Source organism: Cupriavidus sp. UYPR2.512 (assembly GCF_000379565.1).
Classification (GTDB): Bacteria; Pseudomonadota; Gammaproteobacteria; order Burkholderiales; family Burkholderiaceae; genus Cupriavidus.
The window spans coordinates 555,693-582,354 of sequence record NZ_KB902852.1; the positions used below are offsets into that span (position 1 = coordinate 555,693).

Sequence of the window (26,662 nt, forward strand, 5' to 3'; positions counted from 1 at the left end):
AGCGATGGAATGCGCTGAGTACTTGCCGCTCAGCAGTTCGCCGCAACCGGCGACCTCGGTGCGAAGGTTCAGTTTGCGCAGCATCTGCCAGGTGGTAGCCACCGCGGCCGACACGGTGGGGATACCCGACTCGTCCTGGACCTTCTGGATCGACGGCAGAGACTGCATCTGCACGCAGGCGGAGAGCACGATGGCATCTACGCCGGTGGTGTCGATGCGCTTGTAGATTTCCAGCAAATTGGCCGGATCCTGCGCCGCTACCTGCAAATTGTCGGGAATTTCCAGCGCGCAATAATCCTTTACTTCCACGCCTTCGCTCTCGATGTACTCGACGACCATCTTGGTGAGCGGTTTCATATAAGGACAGACCACCGAGACGCGCTTCGCCTTCATCGCGTGCAGGCCGTCCACCAGCGCGCCGGCGCTGGTCACCACCGGTGCGGGATTGCCATTGTCCACGGTACGCTGCGTCAGGCGTGCCTCGGAGACACGGTGATAACCCTTGCCCATGCTCATGATGGCGACCAGGCAGGCGTAGCCCAGCACATCCACGCGCGCGTCGGACAGCTCGATCGCGCAACGGTCGCTGTCACGGTCCATCGCCTCCAGCTCTTCTTTCACCACCTTCTTCATGCGCATGCGGCTGGAGTGGAAGGTGAAGCGCTCGGCGAAGTCCTTTTCCCGCTCGCGGAGCATGGCGGGAATCTCCGTCTCCATGGTGGTGTTGGAGGACGGCACGATTTGCCCGACGCGCAGCGGCTTTTGGGAGGTCAACAGGAAAGACATTTACTTGCTCTCGGAAAGGTCGAATGCATTGAGTTCAGCCTGTTCGGCATTCAGGTCAAAAGCCTGCGTGGTGCCGTCCATGAACTGGGCAGGCTGCAGCGGGCGGCGGTCCACGCGCAGGTCGAAAATGTCGAAGCGGTTGTAATGGCCGGTGATGTCGTGCATCTGGCGCGGCTGAATGCAGCGCGATAAGTCGATATCGCCATACACGATGCCTTCTTCGTCAATCAACGGCTCCCCGATTACGCGGCCGTCCGGGCCCAGGATGCCGGAGAAGGCGCTGTTACGGCGCGACAGCAACTCCCGCGCCTTGGGGTTCAGCGGGCTCATGGCGTCGATGATCTCTTCCGAGACGGTCGAGCACGACACCGCGGTGAATACCTTGCCTTCGAAGCAGTGAGCCGCGGCGCGAACCTTGATGGCGTCGGCCATGTCGTAGTCGGCCGGCGCAACCGGTAGCGCGATATAGCTGGCTACGTGCATCAGCTCACCCTGCGACAGCAGCGCAAAGCGCGCCAGCGTGTTGGTGTTCTCGCCGCAGGCCAAGGAGCCGAGCGGGCCGACGCTGGTCTGGTGCACCCGCAGCGCCGATGCATCGCCATTGGCCCAGGTCAGCTTTTCGGCCCAGGTAGGCACCAGCTTGCGGTGCCTGCCCAGAATGCGGCCTTCGTCGCTGATGGTCACCAGGGTATTGAAGATCGTGCCGATGCCGGTGCGGCTGCGCTCGTTGACGCCGACAACCACGTTGATGTGGTTGGCCTGGGCCGTCTGCGCGATCTTGCGGATCTCAGGACCGGGGATCTCGATGGAAGCCTTGACCAGCTTCTCGAACCAGGGGCTGGCGTCGACCGGGTTGGTCAGCCAGCTCCAGTATGGGTAGCCGGCCACGAAGACCTCGGGGAACGCGACCAGGCTGGCGCCGTTGTCGGCGGCTTCCCGGATCAAGCGGCAGACCTTGTCGACCGTGGCGTCGGCATCGAGGAAAACCGGCGCGGCCTGCACGGCCGCGGCCTTGAACTTGGGCAGGTTGAGCATTTGTGTCTCGCTAGCAGCGTTGTCCCCGCTTGCGCGGGAACAACGGGGGTTTAGACTGCCACCACCGGGTGGCGCAGCTCACCGATGCCTTCCACCGTGGCCACCACGGTGTCGCCGGGCCACAGCCACTCCTGCGGGGTGCGGCCAGCGCCCACGCCATCCGGTGTGCCGGTGGCGATGATGTCGCCGGGTTCCAGCGCCATGCCCTTGCTGATGTCCGCGATCAGCGCGGGCACCTTGAACAGCATGTGGCGGGTGTTGGAGCTCTGCTTGGTCACGCCGTTGACAGTCAGCGACAGGTCCAGCGTGTGCGGGTCGGGGATCTCATCCGCGGTGACGATGACCGGTCCGAACGGGGCGTAGGTGTCCTGGCCCTTGGAATAGATCCACTGGCCGGCGCGGCGGCAGTCGCGCGCCGAGATGTCGATCATCACGCTGTAGCCGAACACGTAGTTGAGGGCATCGGCTTCCTTCACGCCCTTGCCGCGCGTGCCGATGACGACGGCCAGTTCGACCTCCCAGTCCATCTGCTCGGTGATTTCCTTGTTGTGCTCGATGGCGTCGCCCGGACCGATTACGGTGGTGGGCGGCTTGGAGAAGATCACCGGCTCCTTCGGCAGCTCCTTTGAGGTGTCCAGGCTACGGCTGGACTCGGCCACGTGCTCGACGTAGTTCAGGCCGATGCCCCAGATGTTCTTGCGCGGACGCGGAATCGGCGCCAGCAGCTTCACGTTGGAGGCCGGCACGGCCACACCGAATGGCAGCTTGCCGCGATATTCGTTCAGCAGCGCGTTGGTCGAGCGGACTGCCTCTGGACCCAGGTCAATGAACTCGAGCATGGTCGAGGGGATGCTCACGCCAACGGCAGCGCCAAAGCGGGCGAGGTCGACGACGTTGCCGTCGACAATGGCACCCAGGCGGGCGGCGGCAGCAACTTCAGCGCGATAGGTTACGAGACGCATTTTCGAAAACTCCGAGAAAGGCCGCATACGATGCGGCGGTAAAGCCTGGAAAACAGGTATTGATGACGTTCAAAGCACGACCTGGTGCCCGCCGTTCTCCGCCAGCGCCTGCTCGCGGTACAGACCCAGCGACTGCATCACCGGCAGGTCGTTGAAGCAGAACAGCACGGCGTCATCGCTGGCCGACGCGTTGGCGTGCTCGTGGAAGGCCCACGACGGCACGCAGAAGATGTCGCGCTCGGTCCAGTCAAAGCGCTGGCCGTTGATGACGGAGTAGCCGCTTCCCTTGGCCACCTGGTAGATGAAGCTCCCGGTGTGGCGGTGGGCCTTGGTGGCTTCGCCCGGCCGCAGGAGCTGCATGCTGGCGCCAATGGTGGGCATCACCGGGCCGCCGGTAACCGGGTTGATGTAGTGCATCAGGACCCCGTCGAACGGGCTGCCTTCAGTGACCTTGCTGTGGCGTACCAGCGCCTCGTAGGTCGGCGCCCATTCGTACTTGAACAGCGGCGAGTACGGTTTGCTCCAGTTGCCATCGTGCGGGCGCAGTCCCTTGCCGCCCCAGATTGCCGGCATATCATCGATGGCGTGGGTGACGGCCTGCTGCAGGTCCGGGTGCACTGCATAGAAGCCGGCTTCCAATGCGTTGACCAGCGGGATGTCGAGGCCATCCTGCCAGATGCAGGTCGTTCCCTCCGCAGAGACGCCGTGTTCATGCCAGGTGCCGTTGGGCGTCAGCACGAAGTCGTTGGCGTTCAGCGTCATCTTGTGGCCGTCGACGATGGTGTAGGCACCGCTGCCTTCCATGATGAAGCGCAGTGCCGACGACGAATGGGCGTGGGCAGAGGCGGCTTCGCCGGGATGCATTACCTGCAGGCCAGAATAAAGCCAGCCGACTGCAGCAGACACGTCCTGCCGGCCAGGATTGTTCAGGTAGACCACGCGGCGGCCAGCCTTCTCCGGCGTAACCAGGTCGACGGAGCGCAGAACGTGCTCGCGCAGGTCGCGGAAGCGCCACAGCACCGGCACCGATTCCGACTTAGGTTGCCACGGTTCGATCTTGTTGGCCACCGTCCAGAGCGCGCCGGTCTTGAGCGCCGCGAGCTCCTTGTAGTAGGCGACCAGCTCGGGCGTATCTTCCACGTCGGCGCGGCCGGCTACGCTTTCGCGGTAGGTGTCATACGAGGTATTCGACATTGTCATCCTCTCCTTTGTGTATTCATCCTCCCCCGCGAAGGGGGAGGGTAGGGACACTGCTCAAACGCCAGCCACCGCACGGCGGAGGTTGCGCTCCAGCTGGTCCTTCGCGAGCAGATATTGCTTCGGCCATTCGACACTGCGGTAGCCGAGCTTCGCGGTCTCGTGCAGCAGCCACGCCGGATCGGCCAGGTGCGGGCGGGAGATGGCGCACAGGTCTGCCCGGCCCGAGGCGATGATCCCGTTGACCTGGTCGGCTTCGGTGATGGCCCCAACGGCGATCGTGGGCACGCCTGCCTCGTTGCGCACGCGGTCGGCGAAGGGCGTCTGGAACATGCGGCCGTACACCGGTTTCTGGTCGGGGCTCACTTCCCCCGACGAGCAGTCGATGACGTCGGCGCCGGCATCCTTGAGCAGGCGCGCGATTTCCACGGCGTCGTCAGCACTGTTACCCCCTTCGACCCAGTCTGTGGCAGAAATGCGCACGGACAGAGGCTTTTCCTGCGGCCATGCTGACCGCACCGCGCGCAGCACTTCGAGAGGGAAGGCCATGCGGTGTTCGAGCGTGCCGCCGTATTCGTCGGTGCGTCGGTTGGTCACCGGTGAGATAAAGCTCGACAGCAAGTAGCCGTGACCGGCTTGCAGCTCCAGCCAGTCGAAGCCCGCCGTTGCCGCGCGCCGTGTGGCGGCAACGAAGTCATCGCGCACGCGGTCCATCTCCTCGCGGGTCAGGGCCCGTGGCGTCTGCGAAATGCCCGGCAGATAGGGCAGCGCCGATGCCGAGACCAGCGGCCAGTTTCCTTCGGCGAGCGGGTGATCTGCCTGTTCCCAGCCGAGCTGGGTCGAGCCGCGACGGCCGGCGTGGCCGATCTGCACGCCGATGCGCGCGCTGGTGTGCTCATGAACGAAGCCGACGATGCCGGCGAATGCCGCCGCCTGCTGGTCGTTCCACAGGCCCGGGCAACCCTGTGTGATGCGGCCCTCCGGCGACACCGCCGTCATTTCCACCATCACCAGCCCGGCACCGCCCAGTGCGCGGCTGCCAAGGTGCACCATGTGGAAATTGCCCGGCACGCCCATCTGGCACGAGTACATGGCGGTGGGCGACACCACCACGCGGTTCTTCAGCGCCACGCCGCGGACGGTGTAAGGCGTCAGGGCCGGCGGCACATCGGCGGCTTCGGCGCCGGCGCGCCCGGCCAGCCAGGCTTCATAGCCTTCCAGCCAGGCCCGGTCGCGCACGCGCAGATTCTCGTGCGAGATGCGCTGTGAGCGGGTCAGAAGCGAATAGGCGAACTGCTCCGGCTCGAGGTTCTCGTAGCGCTTGACGTTCTCGAACCATTCTGTGGAGTTGCGCGCGGCGTTCTGGATCTTCAGCACTTCGACCGAGCGCACGGCCTCGTACTGCTGCAAGGCTTCTTCCAGCGCACCATCAACGCGCTTGATTGTGCGGGCCAGTTCGATGGCATCCTCCAGCGCCAGCTTGGTGCCAGAGCCGATCGAGAAGTGCGCGGTGTGCGCCGCATCGCCCATCAGCACCACCGGGATCTTCTTTTCAACGCCATTGTCGTCGGCCAATGCGTTCCAGTGCACCCACTTGTCGCAGATCACGCGCGGGAACTGGATCCAGATCGCCGAGCCGCGCAGGTGCGAGGCGTTGCTGATCAGCGGGTTGCCGTCCAGGTAGGGGGCGAACAGCTTCTCGCAGTAGGCGATGCCCTCTTCCTGGCTCATCTGGTCAAGGCCTGCGGCCTTCCAGGTGTCTTCCGGAGTTTCGACAATGAAAGTCGAGGTACCGTCCTCGAAGCGGTAGGCGTGAGCCTGAAACCAGCCGTGCTCGGTCGGCACGAAGATAAAGTTGAAGGCGTCGAACACCTTCTTCGTGCCCAGCCAGACAAAGCGGCACTTGCGGGTGTCGATGTCGGGGCGGAACGTGTCCGCATAGCGCTTGCGCACCACGCTGTTCAGGCCGTCCGAAGCCAGCACAAGGTCGGCATTGTATTTGAGCGCGATAGCCTGGTCGTCCTCGACGTTGGTTTCGAACACCAGTTCCACGCCAACTTCCTCGCAACGCGCCTGAAGGATGTTGAGCAGGCGCTTGCGGCCGATGCCAATAAAGCCATGGCCACCGCTGCGCACAGCCTGATCCTTGAAATGGACTTCGACGTCATCCCAACGGTTGAAGGCATCACCGATGGTTTCGGCTGACACCGGGTCGGCATCTCGCAGGTTCTCCAGGGTAGCGTCGGAGAACACCACGCCCCACCCGAAGGTGTCGTAGGGGCGATTGCGCTCCACCACCACGACTTTGTTGGCGGGATCCTGCAGTTTCATCAACAGGCCGAAATACAAGCCGGCGGGGCCACCGCCAATACACACAATATTCATGGCTGCTTCCAATCAGGTTATTACCGGAGCCTTCGACACCCGCGCCGCGGGTACGGCGGCATCACACCGTGGTTTCGGGATAAGACCGACCTGCCGGGGCGGAAGTCGCTGCGCTCCGGTGGTCCGAGTCGTTGGATGCCCCTTTCTCTGGGCAGGCAGGGGCAGGCCCGCGTTCCATTGCGGCGCGCAGGTCATCGGGCACCGGGATTGCCAGGTGCGTGTCCAGCGAGGTCATCACGATGGTCTGGGTCGCCGCCATGCGCACCTCGCCGCCTGCACCCGTGCACCGCCAGGCCAGCGTGATTGACTTGCCGCCGACGCGCACGACCTCCAGCTCCAGCCAGACCTGGTCGCCAAAGCGGCTGATTGCATTGAAGTCCACCTCCAGGTGCACGGTCGGCATGCCCATTCGGCGTGCGCCGATGACCCCGTGGTAGCCGTCCGGCATCAGGGTGTCGACCCATCGTTCTATGAGATCGTTGAACAGCACGAAGTACTGCGGGTAGAAGACGATGCCGGCCGGATCGCATTCGGAAAAATGGATCTTGTGCTGGCGCTTGAAGATATGGGCGGGGCTCATGGTCTGCAGTTTCTCGCTATGGGTGGGGCCGGGAACAGTCAAGCCAGTGCGTGACGCGCCAGCGCTTCCTTCAGCTTCTTGCCGTGCTCGTCGGCCAGCGCGGCTTCGCGCAGCTCGCGCAGCGTTGCCGGGGCCAGGCGTGCACCTGCCCGCTCCACGGCGCCCATCAGGGTCTGATAGTTGGTCAAGCCGCGCACGTGGGTGTCGCTGTAGCCTTTCACCAAACGCTGGCACTGCACCACTTCCAAAGCCAGCGCCGGGTTAAGGCGCGCGGCGCCTAGCACCTGGGTCAGCCACCCTTCGATGCGCTCGGTTTCCAGCGCAAAGCGCAGCGTGCTACGGCGGATGCAGCGCAGCCGGGCTACCGCCCACAACGTCAGGTAGCCGCGCAGCGAACTGGTGGTGACAACCCGTCCCGCGGCGGTGAAGCGGCGCACCAGCCGGTGCACGAAATGTGGCTTCATCAGCCAGCGGCCGAGTCCGGCTGGCAGCGTCTCGCAGATCTCTTCCAGGCGCGGGTGCATGAACTCGTTGATCGCCAGCAACTGTTTTTCATTGACTCGCACCTCGCCCCGCACGCGCGCGAAACGCGAGTCACGGGTCTTCAGGTCGGCAACGCGAATGGTGTCCTCGTATGACATCCACAGGGCCAGATGGCGCGCCGTTTCGCGCAGTAGCGCGAGATCGTCCTTGCCGACGGCCTTGCGCACGGCCGCCAGACGATCCAGGTAGAGGGCGGCGTAGGCGCTGTCCTGATAGTCGATCAGGCGGCGCACGCCTTCCACCACGACGTAGTGGACTTCCGCCGGTTGCTCTTTGCGCGCACGTTGCAGTAGCTGTGAAACCTTGGCGTCCTGTGGTTTGGGTTCGGGCAGGCGCATCTCAGTGTCGGCGCCTGGTGCATCGCCGGATTCGGCTTTGGCAAATGCCGCGCCGAAGGCACGCAAGCTGGGCTTGACGCCAACGCCACCACGCTCGATCGTGGCTTCAAATTGCGCCCTGCTGAACGGCAGCACACCGGTGCCCGCGAGGGCGCCGAACAGCACGGCACTGATAACACTGCCGCTCGCTTCAGCTGCCTGGGCCATGTCGAAACGAACGAACCGCTTAGCGGCTTTTCCGGCGTGGGCGATCAGCTCGTCGCTGTCGACGCGTCCGTCGCCCATCGCGGACTTCTCGGCGATGGAGTAGACGCGGTGCGTGGACGAAACCAGCGTGGTGCGGTCCGGCGTCACCAGCCCGCGCTGCACCGCGCGGCCGGCTTCCATCAGTTCCGAGGCGAGGACGACGTCGACGTCGCCGGGAGTGGGCATCAGTGCCAGCCCGGCTGGCGGCCAGCCCGCTCAGCCACGTCGCGCGGAAACAGTTCGACGTAGTAGATCGTGGCCCCGGTACGCTGGGCGACGCCGGGCACTGAAGTGGTCTGTGCGATATAGCCGTTGTGCTCGCCCAGATCCACGATCCAGTCGGCCAGCACGCCGCCGCCTTCGCCACCCATGGCGAGGATGGCAACTTTGATCGGCTTGGCGCCGAGGTTGTTGGGTGCGTTCACGATGGAACCTCTCGAGACTTTATGTTCAGAATGCAAGGCGGGCGCGGCGCGCTGCATCGCGGCGCTGCAGGAAACCGATCACGGCGTCGCGCAGGCGCTGGCGCAGCTTGTCCATACGGGTTGGGTTGGTGACGATCTGGGCGCGATAGAAGGACGGGCACAGCACCGCGGCGTGCGAGACCTCGCCGCACAGCCCGCACCCTACGCAACTGTCCAGCACCGAGGCCACGGGGTCGGTGCGCAGCGGGTCAGGGTTCGGCTTGATCGTCAGTGACGGGCAACCGGACAGCCGAATACACGAGTGGTCGCCCGTGCAGGTGTCCGAATCGACGCCAAAGCGCTCGCGTACCACGCGCTCGCCATCGGCGATCGCCTTGCGCATCCTGGGCTTCTCGCGGCGTTGCTTGTTCAGCATGCATTCGCTCTGTGCGATCAGCACCTTGGGTCCCTTGGCGCCGGTGGTCAGCGCTTCCTTGAGCGCGGCCTTCATGCCCTTCAGGTCATAGGTGCGGCGGATAGTGCGTACCCATTTGACGCCGACGCCACGCACGGCATCCTCGATGGCATGGCCGGTGCTGCGCGTATCGTTGTGCGCGGTGGAGGAGAGGATGTCCTGCCCGCCGGTGGCTGACGTATAGCTGTTGTCGACGACGATGGTCAGGTTGTCGCTCTTGTTGAATACCGCATTGGCGATGCCACTGGTCAGGCCGTTGTGCCAGAAGCCACCGTCGCCCATCACCGAGATGGCGCGCTTTCCTGCGGGCGCGTTCAGCGCCGCGGCGCTTGCGCCGCCCAGCCCGTAGCCCATGGTGGTGTTGCCCAGGTTGAACGGCGGCAGGATCGAGAACAGGTGGCAGCCGATGTCGGCACTAACGTGATGCTCGCCGATTTCGCGTTCGACCAGCTTCATCGCGGTAAAGATGGGGCGCTCCGGGCAGCCAGTGCAGAAGCCCGGCGGACGCGCATGCACGCTCTCGTCCACCAGCTTCTGAGGCTCCAGAACTTCCGCGGCCACGGCATCGACGGTGGTCACGGGGGCCTGAACAACCGGAATCACTTTGCGGACCGGCTTAGGCTCCGGCTGCGGTTCGATCTTCCCGTACTTTTCAAGGAAGGTACGGAGCCCCTTGAGGAGCGTGGCGGTGTTGTACTCGCCGGCCAGCGGCAGCAGGTCCTTGCCGTGCAGCGTGGCTGTGGTGCCAGCCACGCGCAGGATATTGGCTGCGTTCTGTTCGATGAAGTTTGGCTGGCCTTCCTCGAGCACCAGCACCGCGCGTTTGCCGGCGCAGAAGCGCTCCCACTCGGAATCGATCAGCGGGTAGGCAACGTTCATCACGTAAAGCGGGATCCTGGACTCGCCGAATACATCGGCAAGACCAAGTTGCTCCAGCGCGCGGATCAGCGTGTTGTAGCTGCCGCCCTGCACGGCGATGCCGATATCCTCCATTTCGCCCGGGAAGAATTCGTTGAGCTGTCGCTCTTCGACGAACTTCACGGCAGCCGGCCAGCGCTGCTTGATCTTCTCGTGCTCGTGAACGAAGCTCGCGGGCGGCAGCACGATGCGGCTGAGGTCGCGCGTGGGATTCTCAAGCGCATCCTGGATCGAGAAGCGACTACGGCGGTTGTCGGACGCGACGAACTGGCCATGCACGTGACAGGAGCGGACGCGCAGCTGCAGCATCACCGGCGTGTTGGACGCTTCTGACAAGTCGAAGCCATCCTTTACCGCCTGAACGATGCATGGCAGGCTGGGACGCGGATCGAGCAGCCACATCTGCGACTTCATGGCGAAGGCGTGGCTGCGCTCCTGCATGATGGAGGAACCTTCTCCATAGTCCTCGCCAACGATGATCAACGCACCGCCGGTGACGCCGCCCGAAGCGAGATTCGCGAGCGCGTCAGAGGCCACGTTGGTGCCGACGGTGGCCTTGAATGTCACCGCGCCGCGCAGGGGGTAGTTGACCGAGGCAGCCAGGGATGCGGCCGCAGTCGCTTCGCTCGCACTGTTTTCGAACCTGATGCCGTTCTCGGCCAGGATGTCTTGCGCATCAGCCAGGACGTCCATCAGGTGCGAGATCGGCGAGCCCTGGTAGCCGGCCACATACGCTACGCCGGATTCCAGCAGAGCCTTGGTAACCGCGAGGATGCCCTCGCCGCTGAAAACCTCGCCCGAACCCAGGCGCAACTTCTTGACTTCTTCGACAAATGAACGCTCAGCCATGGTTTTCCTTCCTGATGCAAACGTTGGGACCTGTAACGCGCAACACATGCCCCTTTGAGATGAGTATAGTTTAGGTATAAACATTTCCAAAATCATATTTATGGTCGGAGTGACGGAACAGGTGTAAGGACTTACCCGAACCTCCGATTTGCTTGAGGGGATAGCGCGGCGCATGCGCCGCAGAAAGCCGTCGTTGCGTGCCTCGATAGAAGGCTTGAAGCTAGGTCAAACCAACTTATAGGACTGGGGTTGACAGCGGGATGACCACGCGGAGCTTGGAAAGCGCCCGTATGTTGCCGTCGCCAGGCGAAGCCGACCCGAAGGTATTCGGTCCGCGCGTACCCCGTCCGAGCGTATCTGATTCAACTACGCCGTAAAGCGTGGCGGATGATTGGGCTCGCGCAAGAGAGGGTAGCGCTACGGCGATAGCCGCCCTGAATGCTGCGATGTTTCGCAGATGACTCATGACTTGTTGGGAAAACTCTGAGGAGGGAGATTGCCGCGGACTTAATGAACGGCTTTCCATTTCTTATGCGTTCGCTTCCTGGCTATCGCGTGTGGCGATGGCTTGTTGACCCGCTCGCGGCAGCAGCGCTACCGCCAGCGCTGCTGCCAGGCCAGCGAGAGAGAACGTAATAAAGTTCCACTCGAATCTCAGCCCCGAGCCGGCCACGTACCCCCCGACCAGCGGTCCGCTCATGGCACCGAAGCGTGCGAAGCTCAAAGCCCATCCTGTCGCGGCAGCTCGTGCGTGTGCCGGATAATGGCCTGCGAGATATCCAGTCAGGATAAGCGATGCTGAAACGCTGCCGACGCCTGCCAACGCGACGAGAAGGTAATTGACGATGACTGAATTGCGGAACATCAATGCACCGATCGCGACAGAACCAATCAGGTAAAAAAAGGCAACGGTACCTCGTGCGCCCATCTTGTCCGCTGCACCGCCAAGGAAAAGCCCGCCCACCGCGGAAGCAATGCTGAACACAACCAGGAAGGAAAGACTAGATCCGAGATCGTAGCCATTCTTTCTCATGATGGTGGGCAGCCAAGTATTGAGGCCGTAGACAAGCAGCAATCCGAAGAAGAGCGCCACCCAGAAACACGCGGTCGCACGTAGCTGTTCGCGCGAGAAGATGCTCGACATCACATCGCGCCATGTGGCACGCGCGACAGCCTGAGCGGGGCGGGCCCCTTGTTGCAGCTGGCCTGTGCCGGTGCGAGCGGCCAGCGCTTGGGCTTCCGTGTTGCGGCCCTGCCCCACGAGATACTCCATCGATTCAGGCAGCAGCCATGCCATGAGCGGAATTGCCACAAGCGGCACGGCGCCCAAGCCAATAACGCCGCGCCAGCCGAGAGCGGGCAGCAGCCACATGGCGATGAGTGCAGCGCAAAGGATCCCTACTGAATATCCGGAGTACATCAGCCCGTAGTTGAAACTACGGCGATGCGGTGGTGAATACTCGATGGTCAGCGCGGCGGCCACTGGGATTACGCCGCCTAGGCCGAGCCCCCCGATAAATCGTAGGACTCCGAAGAGTGTGGGCGTTGGCGCCCAAGCAGCGCCCAGCATTGTTAGAGAGAACACCGACACGCATAGCAAAAGCATTCGGCGGCGACCCATCATCTCGCTCAACGTGCCAATCAGAAAGGCCCCGAAGAACATGCCGACCAGTGCGTAACTGCTAAGTGCGCCTAGCTCTAGCGGAGTGAGATTCCAGCTACGGTCTTCCGCAAGTGAGGGAAGTATGGCCCCCATGACACCGACGTCATAGCCTTCAAAAAGGATTGCGAGGAAGCATACGAGAAGTACGGTATAGGTCGCACTAGGATTGGGGCGCCAAGGTTGCGTGCTGGTGGCAGGGGTCATGATTTGTCCTCCTTTTGGGATGGCGGATGGGGTGCTGGAGAGACCGCCCGGATGTCGTCTCAGCGCAATCCACGTTGCGCGAACTTTGTAGTTCGTATAGTTTATGTGTAAACATATGATTATGGAAATAGTTTTTGGGGGTTCGAGCTTGGGCAGGGTCCCAAGTGCTTGCCCGCGCGGGGTCCCGTATCCTTTCGTGCATCACGGAGTGATCTGAGGGGCGGATGGCGGTTCAGGATTTCGGCGGCAAGGTGCTGGACCGGCCCATCGAGGTGTTGGGTGCCGACTATCAGAACAAGGTCGTCACGACGTTCCCCTGACTATGGCTGCGGGATGGCGCCCTGCGGTCCGACCATGCTGGGATCGGGCGATCCAGGGCCCCTCTCCCAGGCGGGAGAGGGGAGACCTGATGTCCTTACGCCCCGGCCGATTCCTTGGTGCCCATCCCCAACTCACAATCCACGCGCTGGTTCTGATACGCCGCGCGCTCCCAGGCGCCCCGTGCCGAACGGTCCGTCACGGAGAAGATATAGATGCCGGCAAATGCCACCAGTATCGAGAACAGCGCCGGATATTCATACGGGTAGATCGCCGAGGCATGGCCCAGCACCTGCACCCAGACCGTCGGGCTCAGGATCGTCAGCGTCACGGCCGTGATGAGCCCCATCATCCCGCCAACCACGGCACCGCGCGTGGTCAGCCCCCGCCAATAGATCGACAGCAGCAGCACCGGGAAGTTGGAGCTGGCGGCAATCGAGAACGTCAGGCTGACGATGAAGGCGATGGTCTGTTTCTCGAACAGGATGCCGAGCAGGATCGACAGTACGCCCAGCACCAACGTGGTGATGCGCGAGACCCGCATCTCGTCCTTGTCAGACGCCTCGCCCCGGCGAATGACCGTTGCATAGAGGTCGTGCGAGATGGCCGAGGAGCCCGCCAGGGCGAGCCCGGCGACGACGGCAAGGATCGTCGAGAACGCCACGGCGCAGATGAAGCCGAGGAACACGTTGCCGCCGACCGCATGGGCCAGGTGCACGGCGACCATGTTGACGCCGCCGATGACAGCGCCGGCGCCATTGTGGTACAGGGGATCGTTGGCCACCAGGGCGATTGTGCCGAAGCCGATCACGATGATCATCGCGTAGCCGGTGCCGACGATGCCGGTGGCATAGAGCACGCTCTTGCGCGCGGCCTTGACATTGCTGACGGTAAAAAAGCGCATCAGGATATGCGGCAGGCCTGCGGTGCCGAAGATCAGTGCAAGACCCAGCGACACAGCCGAGACCGGATCAGAGACCAGCCCCCCGGGGCGCATGATGGCGTCGTGCTTGCCATGCGCGGCGACGGCGTGCTCGAACAGGCTGTTCAGGCTGAAGCCAAAGCGGCTCAGCACCATGAAGGCCATGAACGCGCAACCGGCCAGCAGCAAGACGGCCTTGATGATCTGGATCCACGTGGTGGCCAGCATGCCGCCAAAGAACACGTACACCACCATCAGCACGCCGACGAGCACTACGGCCGAGGTGTAGTTGAAGCCAAACAGCAATTCCACGAGCTTGCCCGCCCCCACCATCTGCGACACCAGATAGAGCAGCACGATCACGATCGAGCTTGACGCCGAGAACGCCCGGATGGGTCGCTGCCGGAGGCGGTATGACAGCACATCGGCCAGTGTATAGCGGCCCAGGTTGCGCAAAGGCTCCGCGATCAGGAACAGGATGATCGGCCAGCTGGCCAGGAACCCGATCGAATAGATCAGGCCGTCGTAGCCGCTGGTGAACACCAGCGCGGAAATGCCGAGGAGCGAGGCCGCGGACATATAGTCGCCGGCAATGGCCCAGCCATTTTGCATAGCCGTGATCTTGCCTCCGGCGGCGTAGTGGTCGGCCACGCTGTGGTTGCGCTTTGCGGCCCACCTGGTGATGCCAAGCGTGGCGGCCACGAACACCAGGAACATGCCGATGGCGATCAGGTTCAGGCCCTGCCCGACAGGCGGGGTGGCTGCCAGGACAGGGGTGGCCACCGCCAGTGCGGCGGCTGCAGCGAGCATGCGTTTCATGACTGCTCTCCCTGGCGGATCGCTTCGATCATTCGGTCGTAGACGGTGTTGCTGCGGTGCACATAGATGGCCACCATGGCGAACGTGAAGGCAAACATGCCGAAGCCAATGGGGATGCCGATGGTCATCGGCTGGCCCGGCGTGAGCGGCACGGCAAGCAAGTCCGGGCGGAAGGCCAGCGTGAGGATGAAGCCGAAGTAGACCAGCAGCATGGCTGCCGTGAGCGACCAGGAGAAGCCGCGCCGCGCACGATGCAGGCGCTCGAAGCGCGGCTGGCTCAGCATCGGGTGCGGAGTCACCGGCTCATCGATGCGGGCCGGGTCCAGCGGTGATGGAAAGGGGGCGGTGTGGGTCATGATGTTGTCTCCATATGCCTGTTGTCCGGAAGCGAATCAGAAGCGACGGGATACCGCGGTCTCGCGCATGACCGCCTCGGGGGTGCGATAGCGCTCGGCCATCTCGCGATCATGGTCGCTCTTGAGTTGGGCCTGCATGTAGGCACCGAGGTGGCGCGCGTGCTCCACAATCGCGTGGCCGAACTGCACGCGCTCGGCGCTATACGCCTCGAGCGCCGTCTCGACAGACGAATGTCCGGCGAGCGCACGCACCAGCGCCATGGCATCTCCCGCCGCCTTTGTGACACCCATGCCGCAGTGAGGGCGGGCGACGAACGCGGCGTCGCCGAGCAGCGCAATCCGGCCGAAAGCCATGCGCGGCACGGTGAGATCGAAGATGGGCTGGAACAGCGGTTGAGTGGTCTTGGCGACGACCTCGGCAAACTGCGGTGCGAGCAAAGTCGTCGCCGCGCCTTCCATGTCTGCGAGGACGTCTGGGCGGATCAGGCCCGGCGGGATGCCGTTGGACCAGCGCTTGCCGCTGGCATCAGTCAGCAGATCGGGCAGCTCGTCGTCCTCGCGCGTGGCGCGATACCAGACGAAGTTGTAGCGCCGTTGCCCGGGTTCGGTGCTGTTGCCCTCACCCGCCACCGGATAGCCGAGGATCTGTTCGTGCGGAGGCAGGCAGAAGGCGAACTTGTCGAAGATCGCTGCATGGGTGTCTGGCGAAAGCTGCGTCTCGTCGACCAGGCCGCGCCAGGCAATGTATCCGGCATATTCCAGGCCGGCCGAAGGCAACAGCTGTTCGCGCACGTTGGAACGGAAGCCGTCGGCGGCGATGACCAGATCGGCTCGGTGCGTGGAGCCGTCCTGCAGCGTCACCGTGGCATGATCCAGGTGCGAATCGACGGACGTCACCAGCATGCTGGTGCGATAGGTGCCACGGAAAGCCTTGCTCAGCACGTCATACATCTTGCCCCAGGCGGTCAGGGTCTGAGGCAATTGCTGATCGCCAAGTGACGTGCCTTCTCGCGAGAGCGTGATGCGGGCACTGATGTGCACGCCAATGGTTTCGTCGAACACCACGCCAGCCGCAGCGAGCGCGTCGAACAGTTCCGGGTGTGTGACAATGCCGGCGCCGCGGCCGGTCAATGCTTCCGGCGTGCGCTCGAAGATCTCCACCTCCCAGCCATTGCGGCTGAGCATGTTGGCGGCAAACAGTCCGCCCAGCGATCCCCCCACAACGATCGCCTTCGGTTGCTTGTGCGATACGGTATTCATGCCGTTGCTCCGATGTTTGCTTGCGCACTGGCGGGCAGTGCCAGGTCCGCCACTTCGGCAGCGGGGTAGTTGAGCTCGATCGTGACGCCGGAAGGGTCCTCGATGAAAACCTGATGCAGACCCAGACTCGGTACCGTGCGGTCACGCCAGGAGATGCCTTCAGCGCGCAGGGTCGCCCACATCTGTTCGACGCCCGTGGCCAGGAAGGCAATGTGATCGAGCGTACCGGTGCCGGCTGCAGGCAGGGACTTGTCGCCCAGATAGGCAGACAGGCCGGACGAGTTCTCCGGATCCACGCCGATGATGTGAACCGTCCCGTAGTCGCGCTCGTCGTCGCCCATATAGAGCCATGCGCCGGGAAAGTCGAAGGGTGGCCGGTAGCCGCGCCGGAACCCGAGGACGCGTTCGTAGAATGCGCAGGACCGCTCCAGGTCTGCGGTGCGGATGGAATAGTGTGCTAGTTTGGCCAGTGCCATCGAAGCCTCCGTTAAATTATCAACCGATCAATGATCGATGGATAAATAATAGAATCGAAGCGGTGGAGGGCCAAGGACCAGAAGGAGGGTATTTACCCTAAGACGGACCCGCGCGCTCCTCGGTGCTCGGCGGAAATTCGGCGCGCCCGCCTTTGCCTTACAATTTATCGCCTGATTGGTAGAATCGAGGCACGAAGGCAGATGCTGATCAGAGCCAGGGGGATGCATGGAACGAGGGGAAACGGGGGCGAGGTTGGACACGCCCGAGAAGACCGGTAGACGGCTGCCCCCGGAAGAGCGGGAGCAGCAGATTGTCAGCATGGCGATCGAGCACTTCACGCGCAACGGGTTCTCGGGCAGTACACGCGAACTGGCCAAGCAGATCGGTGTGACGCAGCCGTTGCTGTACCGCTATTTCGAGAGCAAGGAAGCGCTGATCGACCGGGTCTATAACGAGGTATTTCAGTGGCGCCGGGAGTGGGAGCGGCAGATTGCCGACCGTTCCATACCGCTCGTCGAGCGCTTGCAGGCCTTTTATATCGACTACTCGTCGGTCATCCTGCGCGAGGAATGGATCCGGATCTTTATCTTCGCCGGCCTGACGCGGGAAGGGATCAACAACAAGTACCTCAGCAAACTGCGCAACCGGATCTTCCTGCCGGTGCTGGCCGAGGTGCGGACCGAGTTCGGAATCGGCGAGCCGCGCAATGCGGCGGAGCAGGAAGCGGAGATCGAGATGATCTGGAGCCTGCATGCGTCAATCTTCTATCTCGGTGTGCGCAAGTGGGTGTATGGCCTGAAGGTGCCGGCGGACATTGAAGCGGCCGTGCGGCAGCAGGTCGATATGTTCCTGAACGGTGCACCAGCAACCATGCGCAAGCTGCGGCAGGCGCGCACCTGAGCCGGCGCAACCTGGGAGACGCGTGCATGGACAAGCTGCTGGCACTCAAGATGTTCGTCGAGACCGTGGATGCCAACGGGTTTTCGGCAGCGGCCCGGCGCCTGAACCTGGCCACGTCTTCGGTCACGCGCACCATCGATGGTCTTGAGGAGGAACTGGGCGCCGCGCTGCTGAACCGATCGACCCGGCAAGTGACCGTCTCTGAAGCTGGCGCGGCCTACTACCAACGGGCGCGCAAGATCCTCGAAGCGGTAGCCGAGGCGGATTCACTGATTGCCGACCGGGGAGAAACGCCGGTCGGTCAGTTGCGCGTGTCATTGCCCGTCGCATTTGGACGGCGCTGCATCGCACCCTTCCTGGGCGGTCTGATGGCCAAGTATCCCCAACTGGAACTTGAGGTGACGATGACCGACGAGATCGTCGATCTGATCAGCGAGCGCGTCGACCTGTCAATCAGGCTCGGCAGTGCGGCATCGTATGACGATGTCGTAGCGCGCCAGATCGGCGCTTTCCGGCGACGCGTCGTCGCCAGCTCTGCCTATTTGCTGGCGCACGGATTGCCGACGTCGCCGACGGATCTGGCCGACCATGCCTGCCTGCGTTTCAACTATGGTTCGAATCCGCCGGTCTGGACGTTCGGTCGCAAGGGCGAAGAGGTTCAGGTGCCTGTCTCGGGGCGGTTCCGCAGCAATAACGCCGAGGTGCTGCGCGAACTGGCGCTCGCCGACGGCGGCATTGGCCTGCTGCCGGACTGGATGGTCGATGAGGACGTGCGGGCCGGCGAGCTGACGTCATTGTTCGATGACTGGACGGTCAATCCCAATCGAGCCAGCTCCGCGATTACAGCGCTGTATCTGCCCAACCAGCGCGGCTCCCGCCGGATTGCCGCCTTCCTCGATTTTCTGGGCGAGTTACCCGGCCCGACCCGCAGGGATACGGCCGCGGCCTAGCCGCCCTGGTGCGCCATGCCGAGGGGTTGCGCCCGAGGCCGATTCTCCAGGCGTGCAGGGTTGATGCATCTCGGCCAAAGTGATTCCCCCAGAGGCCCTGTCACGTCGGTGCTGTGCCCCACCAGCATTCGCGCCGCGCGGGACCGCAGCCACGTCTGATCAGATCCATCTCCACACTCGGTTCCCAGATCAGTTGATCTAAAGCGCCGGGCCCTGAAGGGCTTCCTGAGCCCGGGGGCACGCCTTTGCGTGAGGCAGGGCGGGCAAGTGTGCCCTCTCATTGCGTGCCGCTCGGGCTGACTCGAGCCAGCTGTTGCGCCGTGCGCAACGCAGACTTGCGTTACCAACCCATTCTCAGCCAAGAGCGACTTGCCTACGCTTCAAGGCACCGGAGCCCTTGTCGGGCGAAATGCCCGGAGGACATCCGAAACTCCGCGCGTATCGTTCGCCGCCTGACCATCACAGGAGGTCCCGGCGCACAAGATCGAAAGCACTCCTCCAGGTTTCAGAAAGTCTATCCATGACCACTCATCTCTTCTGTCCGATCTCAGTCGGCCCGCTGTCCCTGCCTCATCGCGTGGCGATGGCACCGCTTACTCGTTCGCGTGCGGGCCAGCCCGGCAACATACCCACCGACATGAACACGACGTACTACCGGCAGCGCGCGTCGGCGGCGTTGATCATCTCGGAAGCGACCCAGATTTCGCCGCAAGGCCAGGGCTATGCCTGGACACCTGGCATCCATACCGAGGCGCAGATCGCCGGCTGGCGGGCCGTGGCCGACGCCGTTCACGCAGAAGGGGGACGGATGTTCCTGCAGCTTTGGCACGTGGGCCGGGTTTCGCACCCCATGTTCCAGCCCGCCAACGCTTTGCCGGTCGCGCCCAGTGCCTTGCCCGTACCTGGCAAGACGTTTGTGACAGATCCGGACGGCAATGGCATCTGGGCCGACATTCCGGTGCCGCAAGCCCTGACGGCGGCGGGCGTTGCAGAGATCGTGGCGGATTACCGCCAGGCCGCGCGCAATGCCATGGCTGCAGGGATGGACGGCGTGGAAATCCACGCAGGCAATGGCTACTTGCTCGACCAGTTCATCAATTCCGCCAGCAACCATCGGCAGGACAACTACGGTGGCAGCATCGAGAACCGCGCGCGCTTCCTGCTCGAGGTGGTTGACGCGGTCAGTGCGGAGATCGGCGCCGAGCGCGTGGCTGTACGCCTGACACCCATGGGCCGCTTCATGGGCATGGGCGATACGACGCCGGAAGACACCTTCGGCTACATCGTCGGGCGCCTCAACGAATGGCCGCTCGCATACCTGCACCTCGTGGAGCCCGCTATCGTCGGTACGGTGAGGGACGAGCACGTCGATCCTCGCTGGGACGCGATCATCCGGCAATTGCGCAAGACTTATCAGGGCGTGCTGATGCTGGCAGGCGGCTATGACGGTGAAAGCGCCGAACGTGCCATCGCGGATGGCCGGGCCGACATCATTGCGTTCGGTCGCCCGTTCATTGGCAACCCGGACCTGCCGGAACGCCTGCGCGGCAATTATCCGCTGAATACGCCCGACGCCGCGGCCTTCTTCGGCGGCGGCGCACAGGGCTATGTGGATTATCCCGTGTTGAGCCAGGATCAAGCAGCGTGAGGTCACCGACTCGCCTGTGAACGGCCGAGCCATAAGGACGCATGGGCGACTTACCACAGAGAGGAAGCGCGCCAGCAAGGTCGCATTGGCCTCTGGCAAACCGCGCTACGCGAACGGTCCCCCGGTATGCCAAAGCCGTTTGTCCAGTCCATACACCTGGATCTGGTCGATAACCCTTCGACCGAGGCTGAACCCATCGAACTGGGCTTGCGAAGTGGCCGCCGGGCGTTGATCGACTACCTGAAACGACTGGAGACCAATGGTGTCGCCCACGCCATGCTGCAACTCGGGCCCGGTCCGCGGCCTCTGCTGGAGGTCGTGGAAGAACTTGGTACCGCTGTGCTTCCAGCTTTGCGGCGATGAGTGGCTACTTGCTGATCCAAGTTGCCTGGCCCTATCGCCACATAAGGCCAGTCTCATTCTGCCTGCCTTTCGCCAGGCGGCCTTGCGGCTTCGCCAGGCGCTTGCAGAACTGCCTGATGACCTGGACTACAGCATGGCCGAATGCAGATGGTGCGGATCGTCCAGCGTATCCGCGACGATCTGCATCGACTCCTCGATCTCGTCACGCTCCCCGGGCCCGCCAAGGCAAAGACGGATCGCATCGGGCGGGTTGCCGTCCGTCGAGAAGGCCGCGCTCGACACGGCGCCGATTCCGCGCGAACGCAGATGCAAGGCCAGTTCGGACGGGCGCCAGGCATTGCCAGCGTCCAGCGGCAACCAGAGATGAAAGCCGTCCGGATCGGCCGCGTACTGGTGGCCGGCCAGCACGCGCGCGGCGATGGCCTGGCGTGCGGCATTCTCCTGGCGCACTGCTGCGAGCATCTCGTCGGCCGTGCCATCCTTGATCCAGGTCGTGGCCAGCAGGTTAGTGAATGGGCTCGCCATCACGGTCGTGGCGCGCAACGTGCCTGCCAGGCGCTGGCTTTGCCTCGCCGAGGGCGCATGGACAAACGCGGTGCGCAGCCCGGCGCCGAAGCATTTCGACAAGCCGGTGATGTAGTACGTCAGTTCAGGGGCCAGCGTGGCAAAAGCGTCCGGCGTGCGCCGGGGCAGCATGCCATAGGCATCGTCCTCGATAATCGGTACGTTATAGCGTAGCGCAATGTCAGCCAGGATCTCGCGGCGTGCCTGGGGCATCGTGCGTGTGCCCGGATTCTGGATAGTGGGGTTGCAGTACAGAGCGGCGGGCTTGTGCACCTGACAGAAACGCTCGAAGGCGCTGCCGATCATGCCATCCTCGTCACTTGGCAGTGCCTGCAGCGGGACGCCCAACTGTGCGGCGATGGCCTTGATCCCGGGATAGGCCAGTGGCTCCACGCAAAGGGTTTGCCCGGCCCTCGCCAGTTGCGACAACAGGGCGACCAATGCGCTGTGCATGCCCGGGCAGATGAGCAGCGTATCGCCGGTGGCCTTCGGCACGAGCCGGCGCAGCCAGCCCGTCACGGCCGCACGGTCGGCCGGGGTGCCGCCGAAATTCTGGTAGCGCAGCAGCATGTATGGATCCGTCGCGGCGAGCAACGCTGCCGACGACTCGCGCAGCCTGGCGGCAAGCGCGAGGGGCTCCGGCGGCATGTTCATGGTCATTTCGGCGCTGGTGCCCCCGCGCAGCGGCAGCGCGGGGGCCCGGCCACGCACATAGGTGCCGCTGCCGGCCTTCGCATCGATCAGGCCGCGCTTGCGTGCCTCGCCATACGCACGTGCGACAGTGGAATAGTTCAGATCCAGCGCATCGGCCAGGTCGCGCAGCCCGGGCAGGCGGTCACGCGCCTGCAGGCGCCCGTCCGCAAGTGCCTCCTCGATCAGGTCGGGAATGATCAGGTAAGCGGGTTTCGGGCTGTCTGCAATGCGCTTCGCCCAATGACTGGTCAGGCCGGACAAGAGTTTCTCCATGCGGTGTGCGCCGGTGCGGTGCCGAGGCATTGAATGCATGTCTCATGCCAGATTGATTGCATCGGAACGGATGCATGATGGTGCGCCGACGGCAGGGGCGCACCATCTCAATGCGCTTTGCGGCGGCTTTCTACACGATTCTGGTGCACTCGCTCGGGGCGGCAAGCCGTCGTTTGCGCTGCGATAAAGTCATTCACGCCATGCGATCAATGATGCGATCGATCGCACGGCGACTGCTTGATCGGCAATTGATCGGTGGGCTGAGCCCGGTCGGTGGCATATCGGTTGCACAACCAGGACCGTCGGCGACAGCGCCGGACAGGTGTGGCGGATGGCGCCGCACCGCCAACCGCAACCCACTGGAGCAAAGCATGCCCGCAGTCAACCAACCTGCCCACAAAGATGGCGACTTCCTGGTCGATTTCGAAGAAAAGGTGTTCGAGGACGTCAAGGCGGAACCCGGAGAGAAGGCGCTGGTGACCTTCCATACCGTGGCCTTCGAGGGATCGATCGGCTTCGTCAACCTGCTGCAGGCCACGCGGTTGCAGCGCAAGGGGTTCGACACCAGCATCCTGCTGTACGGCCCCGGTGTCACCCTTGGCCTGCAGCGCGGGTTCCCGCGCCTTGGCGACGAAGCGTTCGCCGGCCACCTGAACGTCAATAAGCAACTGCGCAAGTTCATGGACGAGGGCGGCAAGGTCTATGCCTGCCGCTTCGCGCTGCAGGCCCTCTACGGTCATGGCGAAGCGTCGCTGGTCGAGGGCATCCGCCCGATCAATCCGCTCGACGTGCTGGACCTGAAGCTGCTCCACCGCAAGGAGAACGCACTGATCATCGACACCTGGACCGTCTGATCCAGCGCAGGGGTATCGCCATGTCACAGAAACGCATTGTCCGCGCGGCCGCCGTCCAGATCTCGCCGGACCTCGAATCCGGTGAAGGGACGCTTGCCAAGGTTGTCGAGGCCATCGACAAGGCCGCGCGCGACGGGGTGCAGCTGATCGTCTTTCCCGAGACGTTCGTGCCGTACTACCCGTACTTCTCATTCGTCCGCCCGCCGGTGCAATCCGGAAGCGATCATCTGCGCCTGTACGAGCAGGCCGTGACGATACCCGGCCCGGTGACCCTCGCTGTCGCAGAACGGGCGAGGCTGCACGGCATGGTGGTCGTGCTCGGCGTCAACGAGCGCGACCACGGCAGCCTGTACAACACCCAACTGATCTTCGATACCGAGGGACGCCTCGCCGTCAAGCGGCGCAAGCTGACCCCGACCTTCCACGAACGCATGATCTGGGGGCAGGGCGATGCGGCGGGCCTCAAGGTGGCGCAGACCGCGCTCGGCCGCGTCGGCGCGCTTGCGTGCTGGGAGCATTACAACCCGCTCGCGCGCTACGCATTGATGACCCAGCATGAAGAGATCCACTGCAGCCAGTTCCCCGGCTCGCTCGTCGGTCCGGTCTTCGCCGACCAGATCGAGGCGACGATCCGCCATCACGCGCTGGAAGCCGGCTGCTTCGTGGTCAACGCGACGGGCTGGCTCACCGACGCCCAGATCGCATCCGTGACGACCGACCCAGCGCTGCAGAAGGCGCTGCGCGGCGGTTGCAACACGGCGATCATCTCGCCGGAAGGCCAGCATCTCGCGCCGCCGCTGCGCGAAGGTGAAGGGATGGTGGTCGCCGACCTGGACATGGGGCTCATCACCAAGCGCAAGCGCATGATGGACTCGGTCGGTCACTACGCACGCCCCGAATTGCTCAGCCTCGCCATCAACGACAGGCCGGCGGCCACGGTGTCGGCGATGAGCGAGTTTCCGCTTCCTCTCTATCGGAGCCCGGATCATGCATCCCAGCGAGACGATGTCGGCCTCGAGCCGGCAGTTGATGACTGAACTGCAGTCGGTCGGACTGCGACTTGAGGACCCGCAGGCCGGCGCTGCAAGCCGGCGCGGCGGCGCCGGGCCGTCCGACCACAAGGCGGTGACCATCGATGGCGTGACCATCATGGTGCCGGTGCATACCAGCACGGCCTGGCACTCGCCGTTCGTCGCCTCGGCGCCAGATGGCAGCGGCCGCAGCGCGCTGAAGCGGGGCGCCATTCCGATCGCCGACATCAGCTTCCCGAAAGCGCCGCGCTTCTATGGCTTGCAGACGCTGGACGGCATTCCCTATGCGCAGATCGCGACGCTGCATGGCGCCGACGTGCTGGCCACGACGGTCTTGCAGACCTGCATCCGCTACGAGAGCCGGCGCAAGACCTGCAAGTTCTGCGCGATCGGGCAGTCACTGGCGGCTGGCCGCACCATTGCCAGGAAGACGCCGGAGCAGCTTGCCGAAGTCGCGCGCGCCGCGGTGCTGCTCGACGGCGTCAAACACATGGTGCTCACTACCGGCACGCCGCCGACACCTGACCGCGGGGCCGGCATCCTCTGCGACAGTGCGTTCGCGATCCGCGCCGCGGTCGACCTTCCGATCCAGGCCCAGTGCGAGCCGCCCGATGACGACCGCTGGTTCGCGCGAATGCGCGCCGCGGGTATCGACAGCCTCGGCATGCATCTCGAAGTGGTCACACCTGCCGTGCGCGAACGCATCATGCCCGGCAAGGCATCGGTGCCGCTGTCGCGCTACATGGACGCGTTCGAGGCTGCCGTGGGCGTGTTCGGACGCGGACAGGTCAGCACCTATATCCTCGCCGGGCTGGGCGACACGGCCGACGCCATTCTCGCCATGTCGCGCCGGCTCGTGGACATGGGCGTCTATCCCTTCGTGGTGCCGTTCGTGCCGATCTCCGGTACCCCGCTGGAAGACCACCCCGCGCCTACGCCGGCGTTCATGCGCGACATCCTGGCGCCGCTGGGCCAGATGGTATCGGCGGCAGGCATGCGGTCGGCCGACATCAAGGCCGGCTGCGGCAAGTGCGGGGCGTGCTCGTCGCTGTCCGCGTATGAAGGGGTGCCGTCATGAGCCGCGATCTTTGTGTCGAAGTTCCGGCGATCCCGGAGATCCCTGTGTACCGGATCCGCTGGGCCGATACGCGCCAGGAGACGGAACAGGCTCACGCGTTGCGCCGCGCGGTGTTCTGCGAAGAGCAGCAGCTTTTTGCCGATGACGACCGTGATGTCATCGACGATGTGGCGCAGTTGCTGGTCGCGCTCAAGACCGATCCGGACCAGTTGCCTGGGCAAGGCGAGGTGGTCGGCACCGTACGTATCCACGAAAGCGAATCGGGCGTCTGGTACGGCTCGCGGCTGGCGGTCGCCGCACCGTACCGCCGGCAGGGGCGCATCGGCGCGACCCTGATCCGCCTGGCAGTCAGCAGTGCCCACGCGATCGGCTGCCGGCGCTTCCTGGCGCATGTGCAGAGCCAGAACGTGCCGCTGTTTCGGCGCCTGCACTGGACCACGTTGCAGGAGGAAGTGCTGCTGGGCCGGCCCCATCACCTGATGGTGGCTGACCTGAACCACTATCCGCCTTGCCACACGCCTTTGGCCGGACTGGTAATTGAGGAGAGGAGTGCGCCATGAACGCGGCGGAACTGGCAACGGCGCTGAGGGCTGGCCGCGGCTTCGGCCACAAGACCGATATTGCGGGCATGCTGTCGGTATTGAAGCATGCGCTGCCGGCCGGGCAAAGTGCCGAAGACCGCGGCATCGTGCTGGGCGATGACTGTGCCGCGCTTGCGGACGGTGCCGGACATCTGCTGTTCGCGATCGAAGGCATGGTCGGCGAGTTCCTGCGCGCCATGCCGTGGTTTGCCGGGTACAGCGCGGTAATGGTGAATGTCAGCGATATCTATGCGATGGGCGGCCGGCCGCTGGCGGTGGTCGATGCCATCTGGAGCGACGGCATAGACGGTGCCGCGGAAGTGATCCGAGGCATGGCTGCCGCATCGGCCGCCTATGGCGTGCCGGTCGTCGGCGGCCACAGCAATGCCAGAAGTGATGGCGAGCAGCTGGCAGTGGCCATCCTTGGCCGCGCACGCCGGCTGCTGTCAAGCTTCGCGGCGCGCCCAGGCCAGCACCTGTTGATGGCCGTGGACCTGCGTGGCGCCTTTGAAGAGCCCTATCCCTACTGGAATGCGTCCACCAGTGCGCCAGGCGAACGCCTGCGCGCCGACCTGGAGATCCTTCCCGCGCTCGCCGAAGCCGGTTTGTGCGCGGCCGCCAAGGACATCAGCATGGCCGGGGTTGCGGGCACGGCGTTGATGCTGATGGAGTGCTCCCGCATCGGTGGGCGCATCGACCTCGACGCCGTGCCGACGCCGCCGGATGTGCCTCTGCTCCGTTGGCTGAGCGCCTTCCCCAGCTATGGGTTCCTGCTCGCCGTGGATGAGCGCGATGTGCAGGAAGTCATCGCACGCTTCCAGGCGCGGGACATCACGTGCGCGTCCATCGGCAGGTTCGACAATACCTCGCGCGTGTCGATTGCCCACCGTGGGGAGTCGGCGTTGCTATGGGACTTCGGCGACGCAACCTTCATCCTGCCAGCGCGGGCCGATGCTTGCGCAGGTTCACTTGCCATGCAAGGAGATTAAG

General features: G+C 64.0%; 21 protein-coding genes and 2 pseudogenes. 9 read left to right on the plus strand and 14 right to left on the minus strand.

Annotation, left to right across the window (positions count from 1 at the left end; all coding sequences use genetic code 11):
• Positions 1-18: 18 nt before the first annotated feature.
• The 13 genes and pseudogenes from A3A5_RS37555 to A3A5_RS0102580 form a co-directional block, all read right to left on the minus strand.
• A pseudogene (locus tag A3A5_RS37555) lies at positions 19-774 on the minus strand (Asp/Glu racemase); the annotation flags it as partial.
• 12 nt (positions 775-786) lie between these two features.
• Positions 787-1,821 (minus strand): carbon-nitrogen hydrolase family protein, encoded by a 1,035-nt coding sequence (locus tag A3A5_RS0102520; protein ID WP_018309092.1) that lies wholly within the window; start codon positions 1,819-1,821, stop codon positions 787-789.
• 50 nt (positions 1,822-1,871) lie between these two features.
• The gene (locus A3A5_RS0102525; RefSeq protein WP_018309093.1) at positions 1,872-2,783 is read right to left on the minus strand and encodes a fumarylacetoacetate hydrolase family protein; all 912 of its coding nucleotides are present in this window, start codon (positions 2,781-2,783) and stop codon (positions 1,872-1,874) included.
• Positions 2,784-2,852: 69 nt separating this feature from the next.
• Positions 2,853-3,977 carry a cupin domain-containing protein gene (locus A3A5_RS0102530; protein WP_018309094.1) on the minus strand — a complete coding sequence of 375 codons (1,125 nt, stop codon included), beginning with the start codon at positions 3,975-3,977 and terminating at the stop codon, positions 2,853-2,855.
• A 60-nt stretch (positions 3,978-4,037) separates the two neighbouring features.
• Positions 4,038-6,365, minus strand: coding sequence for a bifunctional salicylyl-CoA 5-hydroxylase/oxidoreductase (locus A3A5_RS0102535; RefSeq protein ID WP_018309095.1), 2,328 nt, complete (start codon positions 6,363-6,365; stop codon positions 4,038-4,040).
• Between the two features lie 61 nt (positions 6,366-6,426).
• Complete coding sequence (locus A3A5_RS37560; RefSeq protein ID WP_018309096.1) at positions 6,427-6,945, minus strand: thioesterase family protein; 519 nt, start codon at positions 6,943-6,945, stop codon at positions 6,427-6,429.
• A gap of 38 nt (positions 6,946-6,983) precedes the next feature.
• A pseudogene (locus tag A3A5_RS37565) lies at positions 6,984-8,443 on the minus strand (indolepyruvate oxidoreductase subunit beta family protein).
• Positions 8,444-8,522: 79 nt separating this feature from the next.
• Positions 8,523-10,718 (minus strand): indolepyruvate ferredoxin oxidoreductase subunit alpha, encoded by a 2,196-nt coding sequence (locus A3A5_RS0102550; RefSeq protein WP_018309097.1) that lies wholly within the window; start codon positions 10,716-10,718, stop codon positions 8,523-8,525.
• 529 nt (positions 10,719-11,247) lie between these two features.
• Positions 11,248-12,585 (minus strand): MFS transporter, encoded by a 1,338-nt coding sequence (locus A3A5_RS0102555; protein WP_018309098.1) that lies wholly within the window; start codon positions 12,583-12,585, stop codon positions 11,248-11,250.
• Between the two features lie 415 nt (positions 12,586-13,000).
• Complete coding sequence (locus A3A5_RS0102565) at positions 13,001-14,644, minus strand: cation acetate symporter (protein WP_026200375.1); 1,644 nt, start codon at positions 14,642-14,644, stop codon at positions 13,001-13,003.
• Positions 14,641-15,000, minus strand: a complete 360-nt coding sequence (locus A3A5_RS0102570) for a DUF485 domain-containing protein (protein ID WP_018309101.1) — start codon at positions 14,998-15,000, stop codon at positions 14,641-14,643. The genes A3A5_RS0102565 and A3A5_RS0102570 overlap by 4 nt, the downstream gene beginning before the upstream one ends.
• 36 nt (positions 15,001-15,036) lie before the next feature.
• Complete coding sequence (locus A3A5_RS0102575) at positions 15,037-16,260, minus strand: FAD binding domain-containing protein (RefSeq protein WP_018309102.1); 1,224 nt, start codon at positions 16,258-16,260, stop codon at positions 15,037-15,039.
• Positions 16,257-16,736: a VOC family protein gene (locus tag A3A5_RS0102580; RefSeq protein ID WP_018309103.1), complete on the minus strand. Its 480-nt coding sequence runs from the start codon at positions 16,734-16,736 to the stop codon at positions 16,257-16,259. Before A3A5_RS0102580 ends, A3A5_RS0102575 begins: the two co-directional genes overlap by 4 nt.
• A 319-nt stretch (positions 16,737-17,055) precedes the next feature.
• Between A3A5_RS0102580 and A3A5_RS0102585 the strand changes: the two genes are divergently transcribed.
• The 4 genes from A3A5_RS0102585 (at position 17,056) to A3A5_RS42975 (ending at position 20,598) form a co-directional block, all read left to right on the plus strand.
• Complete coding sequence (locus A3A5_RS0102585) at positions 17,056-17,637, plus strand: TetR/AcrR family transcriptional regulator (RefSeq protein WP_018309104.1); 582 nt, start codon at positions 17,056-17,058, stop codon at positions 17,635-17,637.
• A gap of 26 nt (positions 17,638-17,663) precedes the next feature.
• Positions 17,664-18,587 (plus strand): LysR family transcriptional regulator, encoded by a 924-nt coding sequence (locus A3A5_RS0102590; protein ID WP_018309105.1) that lies wholly within the window; start codon positions 17,664-17,666, stop codon positions 18,585-18,587.
• A 520-nt stretch (positions 18,588-19,107) separates the two neighbouring features.
• Positions 19,108-20,235, plus strand: coding sequence for an alkene reductase (locus A3A5_RS0102595; protein WP_026200376.1), 1,128 nt, complete (start codon positions 19,108-19,110; stop codon positions 20,233-20,235).
• A gap of 126 nt (positions 20,236-20,361) precedes the next feature.
• Positions 20,362-20,598: a hypothetical protein gene (locus tag A3A5_RS42975; protein WP_157637119.1), complete on the plus strand. Its 237-nt coding sequence runs from the start codon at positions 20,362-20,364 to the stop codon at positions 20,596-20,598.
• A 126-nt stretch (positions 20,599-20,724) separates the two neighbouring features.
• Here the strand turns inward: A3A5_RS42975 and A3A5_RS0102605 are convergent, their stop codons facing one another.
• Positions 20,725-22,116 carry a PLP-dependent aminotransferase family protein gene (locus tag A3A5_RS0102605; RefSeq protein ID WP_018309108.1) on the minus strand — a complete coding sequence of 464 codons (1,392 nt, stop codon included), beginning with the start codon at positions 22,114-22,116 and terminating at the stop codon, positions 20,725-20,727.
• 383 nt (positions 22,117-22,499) lie between these two features.
• Here A3A5_RS0102605 and A3A5_RS0102610 point away from each other — a divergent pair, with 383 nt between their 5' ends.
• The 5 genes from A3A5_RS0102610 to A3A5_RS0102630 are packed head-to-tail and all read left to right on the plus strand — an operon-like array spanning position 22,500 to position 26,661.
• Positions 22,500-22,982 (plus strand): MSMEG_0572/Sll0783 family nitrogen starvation response protein, encoded by a 483-nt coding sequence (locus tag A3A5_RS0102610; RefSeq protein WP_018309109.1) that lies wholly within the window; start codon positions 22,500-22,502, stop codon positions 22,980-22,982.
• A gap of 20 nt (positions 22,983-23,002) precedes the next feature.
• On the plus strand, positions 23,003-24,019 hold the full coding sequence (locus A3A5_RS0102615; protein ID WP_018309110.1) for a Nit6803 family nitrilase: 1,017 nt from the start codon (positions 23,003-23,005) through the stop codon (positions 24,017-24,019).
• Positions 24,012-25,091: an MSMEG_0568 family radical SAM protein gene (locus A3A5_RS0102620; protein WP_026200377.1), complete on the plus strand. Its 1,080-nt coding sequence runs from the start codon at positions 24,012-24,014 to the stop codon at positions 25,089-25,091. The genes A3A5_RS0102615 and A3A5_RS0102620 overlap by 8 nt, the downstream gene beginning before the upstream one ends.
• A complete protein-coding gene (locus A3A5_RS0102625) occupies positions 25,088-25,651 on the plus strand; it encodes an MSMEG_0567/Sll0786 family nitrogen starvation N-acetyltransferase (RefSeq protein ID WP_026200378.1) in 564 nt (187 codons plus the stop codon). The genes A3A5_RS0102620 and A3A5_RS0102625 overlap by 4 nt, the downstream gene beginning before the upstream one ends.
• Positions 25,648-26,661: a sll0787 family AIR synthase-like protein gene (locus tag A3A5_RS0102630; RefSeq protein WP_018309113.1), complete on the plus strand. Its 1,014-nt coding sequence runs from the start codon at positions 25,648-25,650 to the stop codon at positions 26,659-26,661. The genes A3A5_RS0102625 and A3A5_RS0102630 overlap by 4 nt, the downstream gene beginning before the upstream one ends.
• The last annotated feature ends 1 nt before the right edge of the window (position 26,662 follow it).

What these genes read in the sequence shown, in the direction of transcription:
- A3A5_RS0102520 (WP_018309092.1), bottom strand. Translation starts at nt 1,821, where the DNA reads ATGCTCAACCTGCCCAAGTTCAAGGCCGCGGCCGTGCAGGCCGCGCCG.
- A3A5_RS0102525 (WP_018309093.1), bottom strand. Translation starts at nt 2,783, where the DNA reads ATGCGTCTCGTAACCTATCGCGCTGAAGTTGCTGCCGCCGCCCGCCTG.
- A3A5_RS0102530 (WP_018309094.1), bottom strand. Translation starts at nt 3,977, where the DNA reads ATGTCGAATACCTCGTATGACACCTACCGCGAAAGCGTAGCCGGCCGC.
- A3A5_RS0102535 (WP_018309095.1), bottom strand. Translation starts at nt 6,365, where the DNA reads ATGAATATTGTGTGTATTGGCGGTGGCCCCGCCGGCTTGTATTTCGGC.
- A3A5_RS37560 (WP_018309096.1), bottom strand. Translation starts at nt 6,945, where the DNA reads ATGAGCCCCGCCCATATCTTCAAGCGCCAGCACAAGATCCATTTTTCC.
- A3A5_RS0102550 (WP_018309097.1), bottom strand. Translation starts at nt 10,718, where the DNA reads ATGGCTGAGCGTTCATTTGTCGAAGAAGTCAAGAAGTTGCGCCTGGGT.
- A3A5_RS0102555 (WP_018309098.1), bottom strand. Translation starts at nt 12,585, where the DNA reads ATGACCCCTGCCACCAGCACGCAACCTTGGCGCCCCAATCCTAGTGCG.
- A3A5_RS0102565 (WP_026200375.1), bottom strand. Translation starts at nt 14,644, where the DNA reads ATGAAACGCATGCTCGCTGCAGCCGCCGCACTGGCGGTGGCCACCCCT.
- A3A5_RS0102570 (WP_018309101.1), bottom strand. Translation starts at nt 15,000, where the DNA reads ATGACCCACACCGCCCCCTTTCCATCACCGCTGGACCCGGCCCGCATC.
- A3A5_RS0102575 (WP_018309102.1), bottom strand. Translation starts at nt 16,260, where the DNA reads ATGAATACCGTATCGCACAAGCAACCGAAGGCGATCGTTGTGGGGGGA.
- A3A5_RS0102580 (WP_018309103.1), bottom strand. Translation starts at nt 16,736, where the DNA reads ATGGCACTGGCCAAACTAGCACACTATTCCATCCGCACCGCAGACCTG.
- A3A5_RS0102585 (WP_018309104.1), top strand. Translation starts at nt 17,056, where the DNA reads ATGGCGATCGAGCACTTCACGCGCAACGGGTTCTCGGGCAGTACACGC.
- A3A5_RS0102590 (WP_018309105.1), top strand. Translation starts at nt 17,664, where the DNA reads ATGGACAAGCTGCTGGCACTCAAGATGTTCGTCGAGACCGTGGATGCC.
- A3A5_RS0102595 (WP_026200376.1), top strand. Translation starts at nt 19,108, where the DNA reads ATGACCACTCATCTCTTCTGTCCGATCTCAGTCGGCCCGCTGTCCCTG.
- A3A5_RS42975 (WP_157637119.1), top strand. Translation starts at nt 20,362, where the DNA reads ATGCCAAAGCCGTTTGTCCAGTCCATACACCTGGATCTGGTCGATAAC.
- A3A5_RS0102610 (WP_018309109.1), top strand. Translation starts at nt 22,500, where the DNA reads ATGCCCGCAGTCAACCAACCTGCCCACAAAGATGGCGACTTCCTGGTC.
- A3A5_RS0102615 (WP_018309110.1), top strand. Translation starts at nt 23,003, where the DNA reads ATGTCACAGAAACGCATTGTCCGCGCGGCCGCCGTCCAGATCTCGCCG.
- A3A5_RS0102620 (WP_026200377.1), top strand. Translation starts at nt 24,012, where the DNA reads ATGACTGAACTGCAGTCGGTCGGACTGCGACTTGAGGACCCGCAGGCC.
- A3A5_RS0102625 (WP_026200378.1), top strand. Translation starts at nt 25,088, where the DNA reads ATGAGCCGCGATCTTTGTGTCGAAGTTCCGGCGATCCCGGAGATCCCT.
- A3A5_RS0102630 (WP_018309113.1), top strand. Translation starts at nt 25,648, where the DNA reads ATGAACGCGGCGGAACTGGCAACGGCGCTGAGGGCTGGCCGCGGCTTC.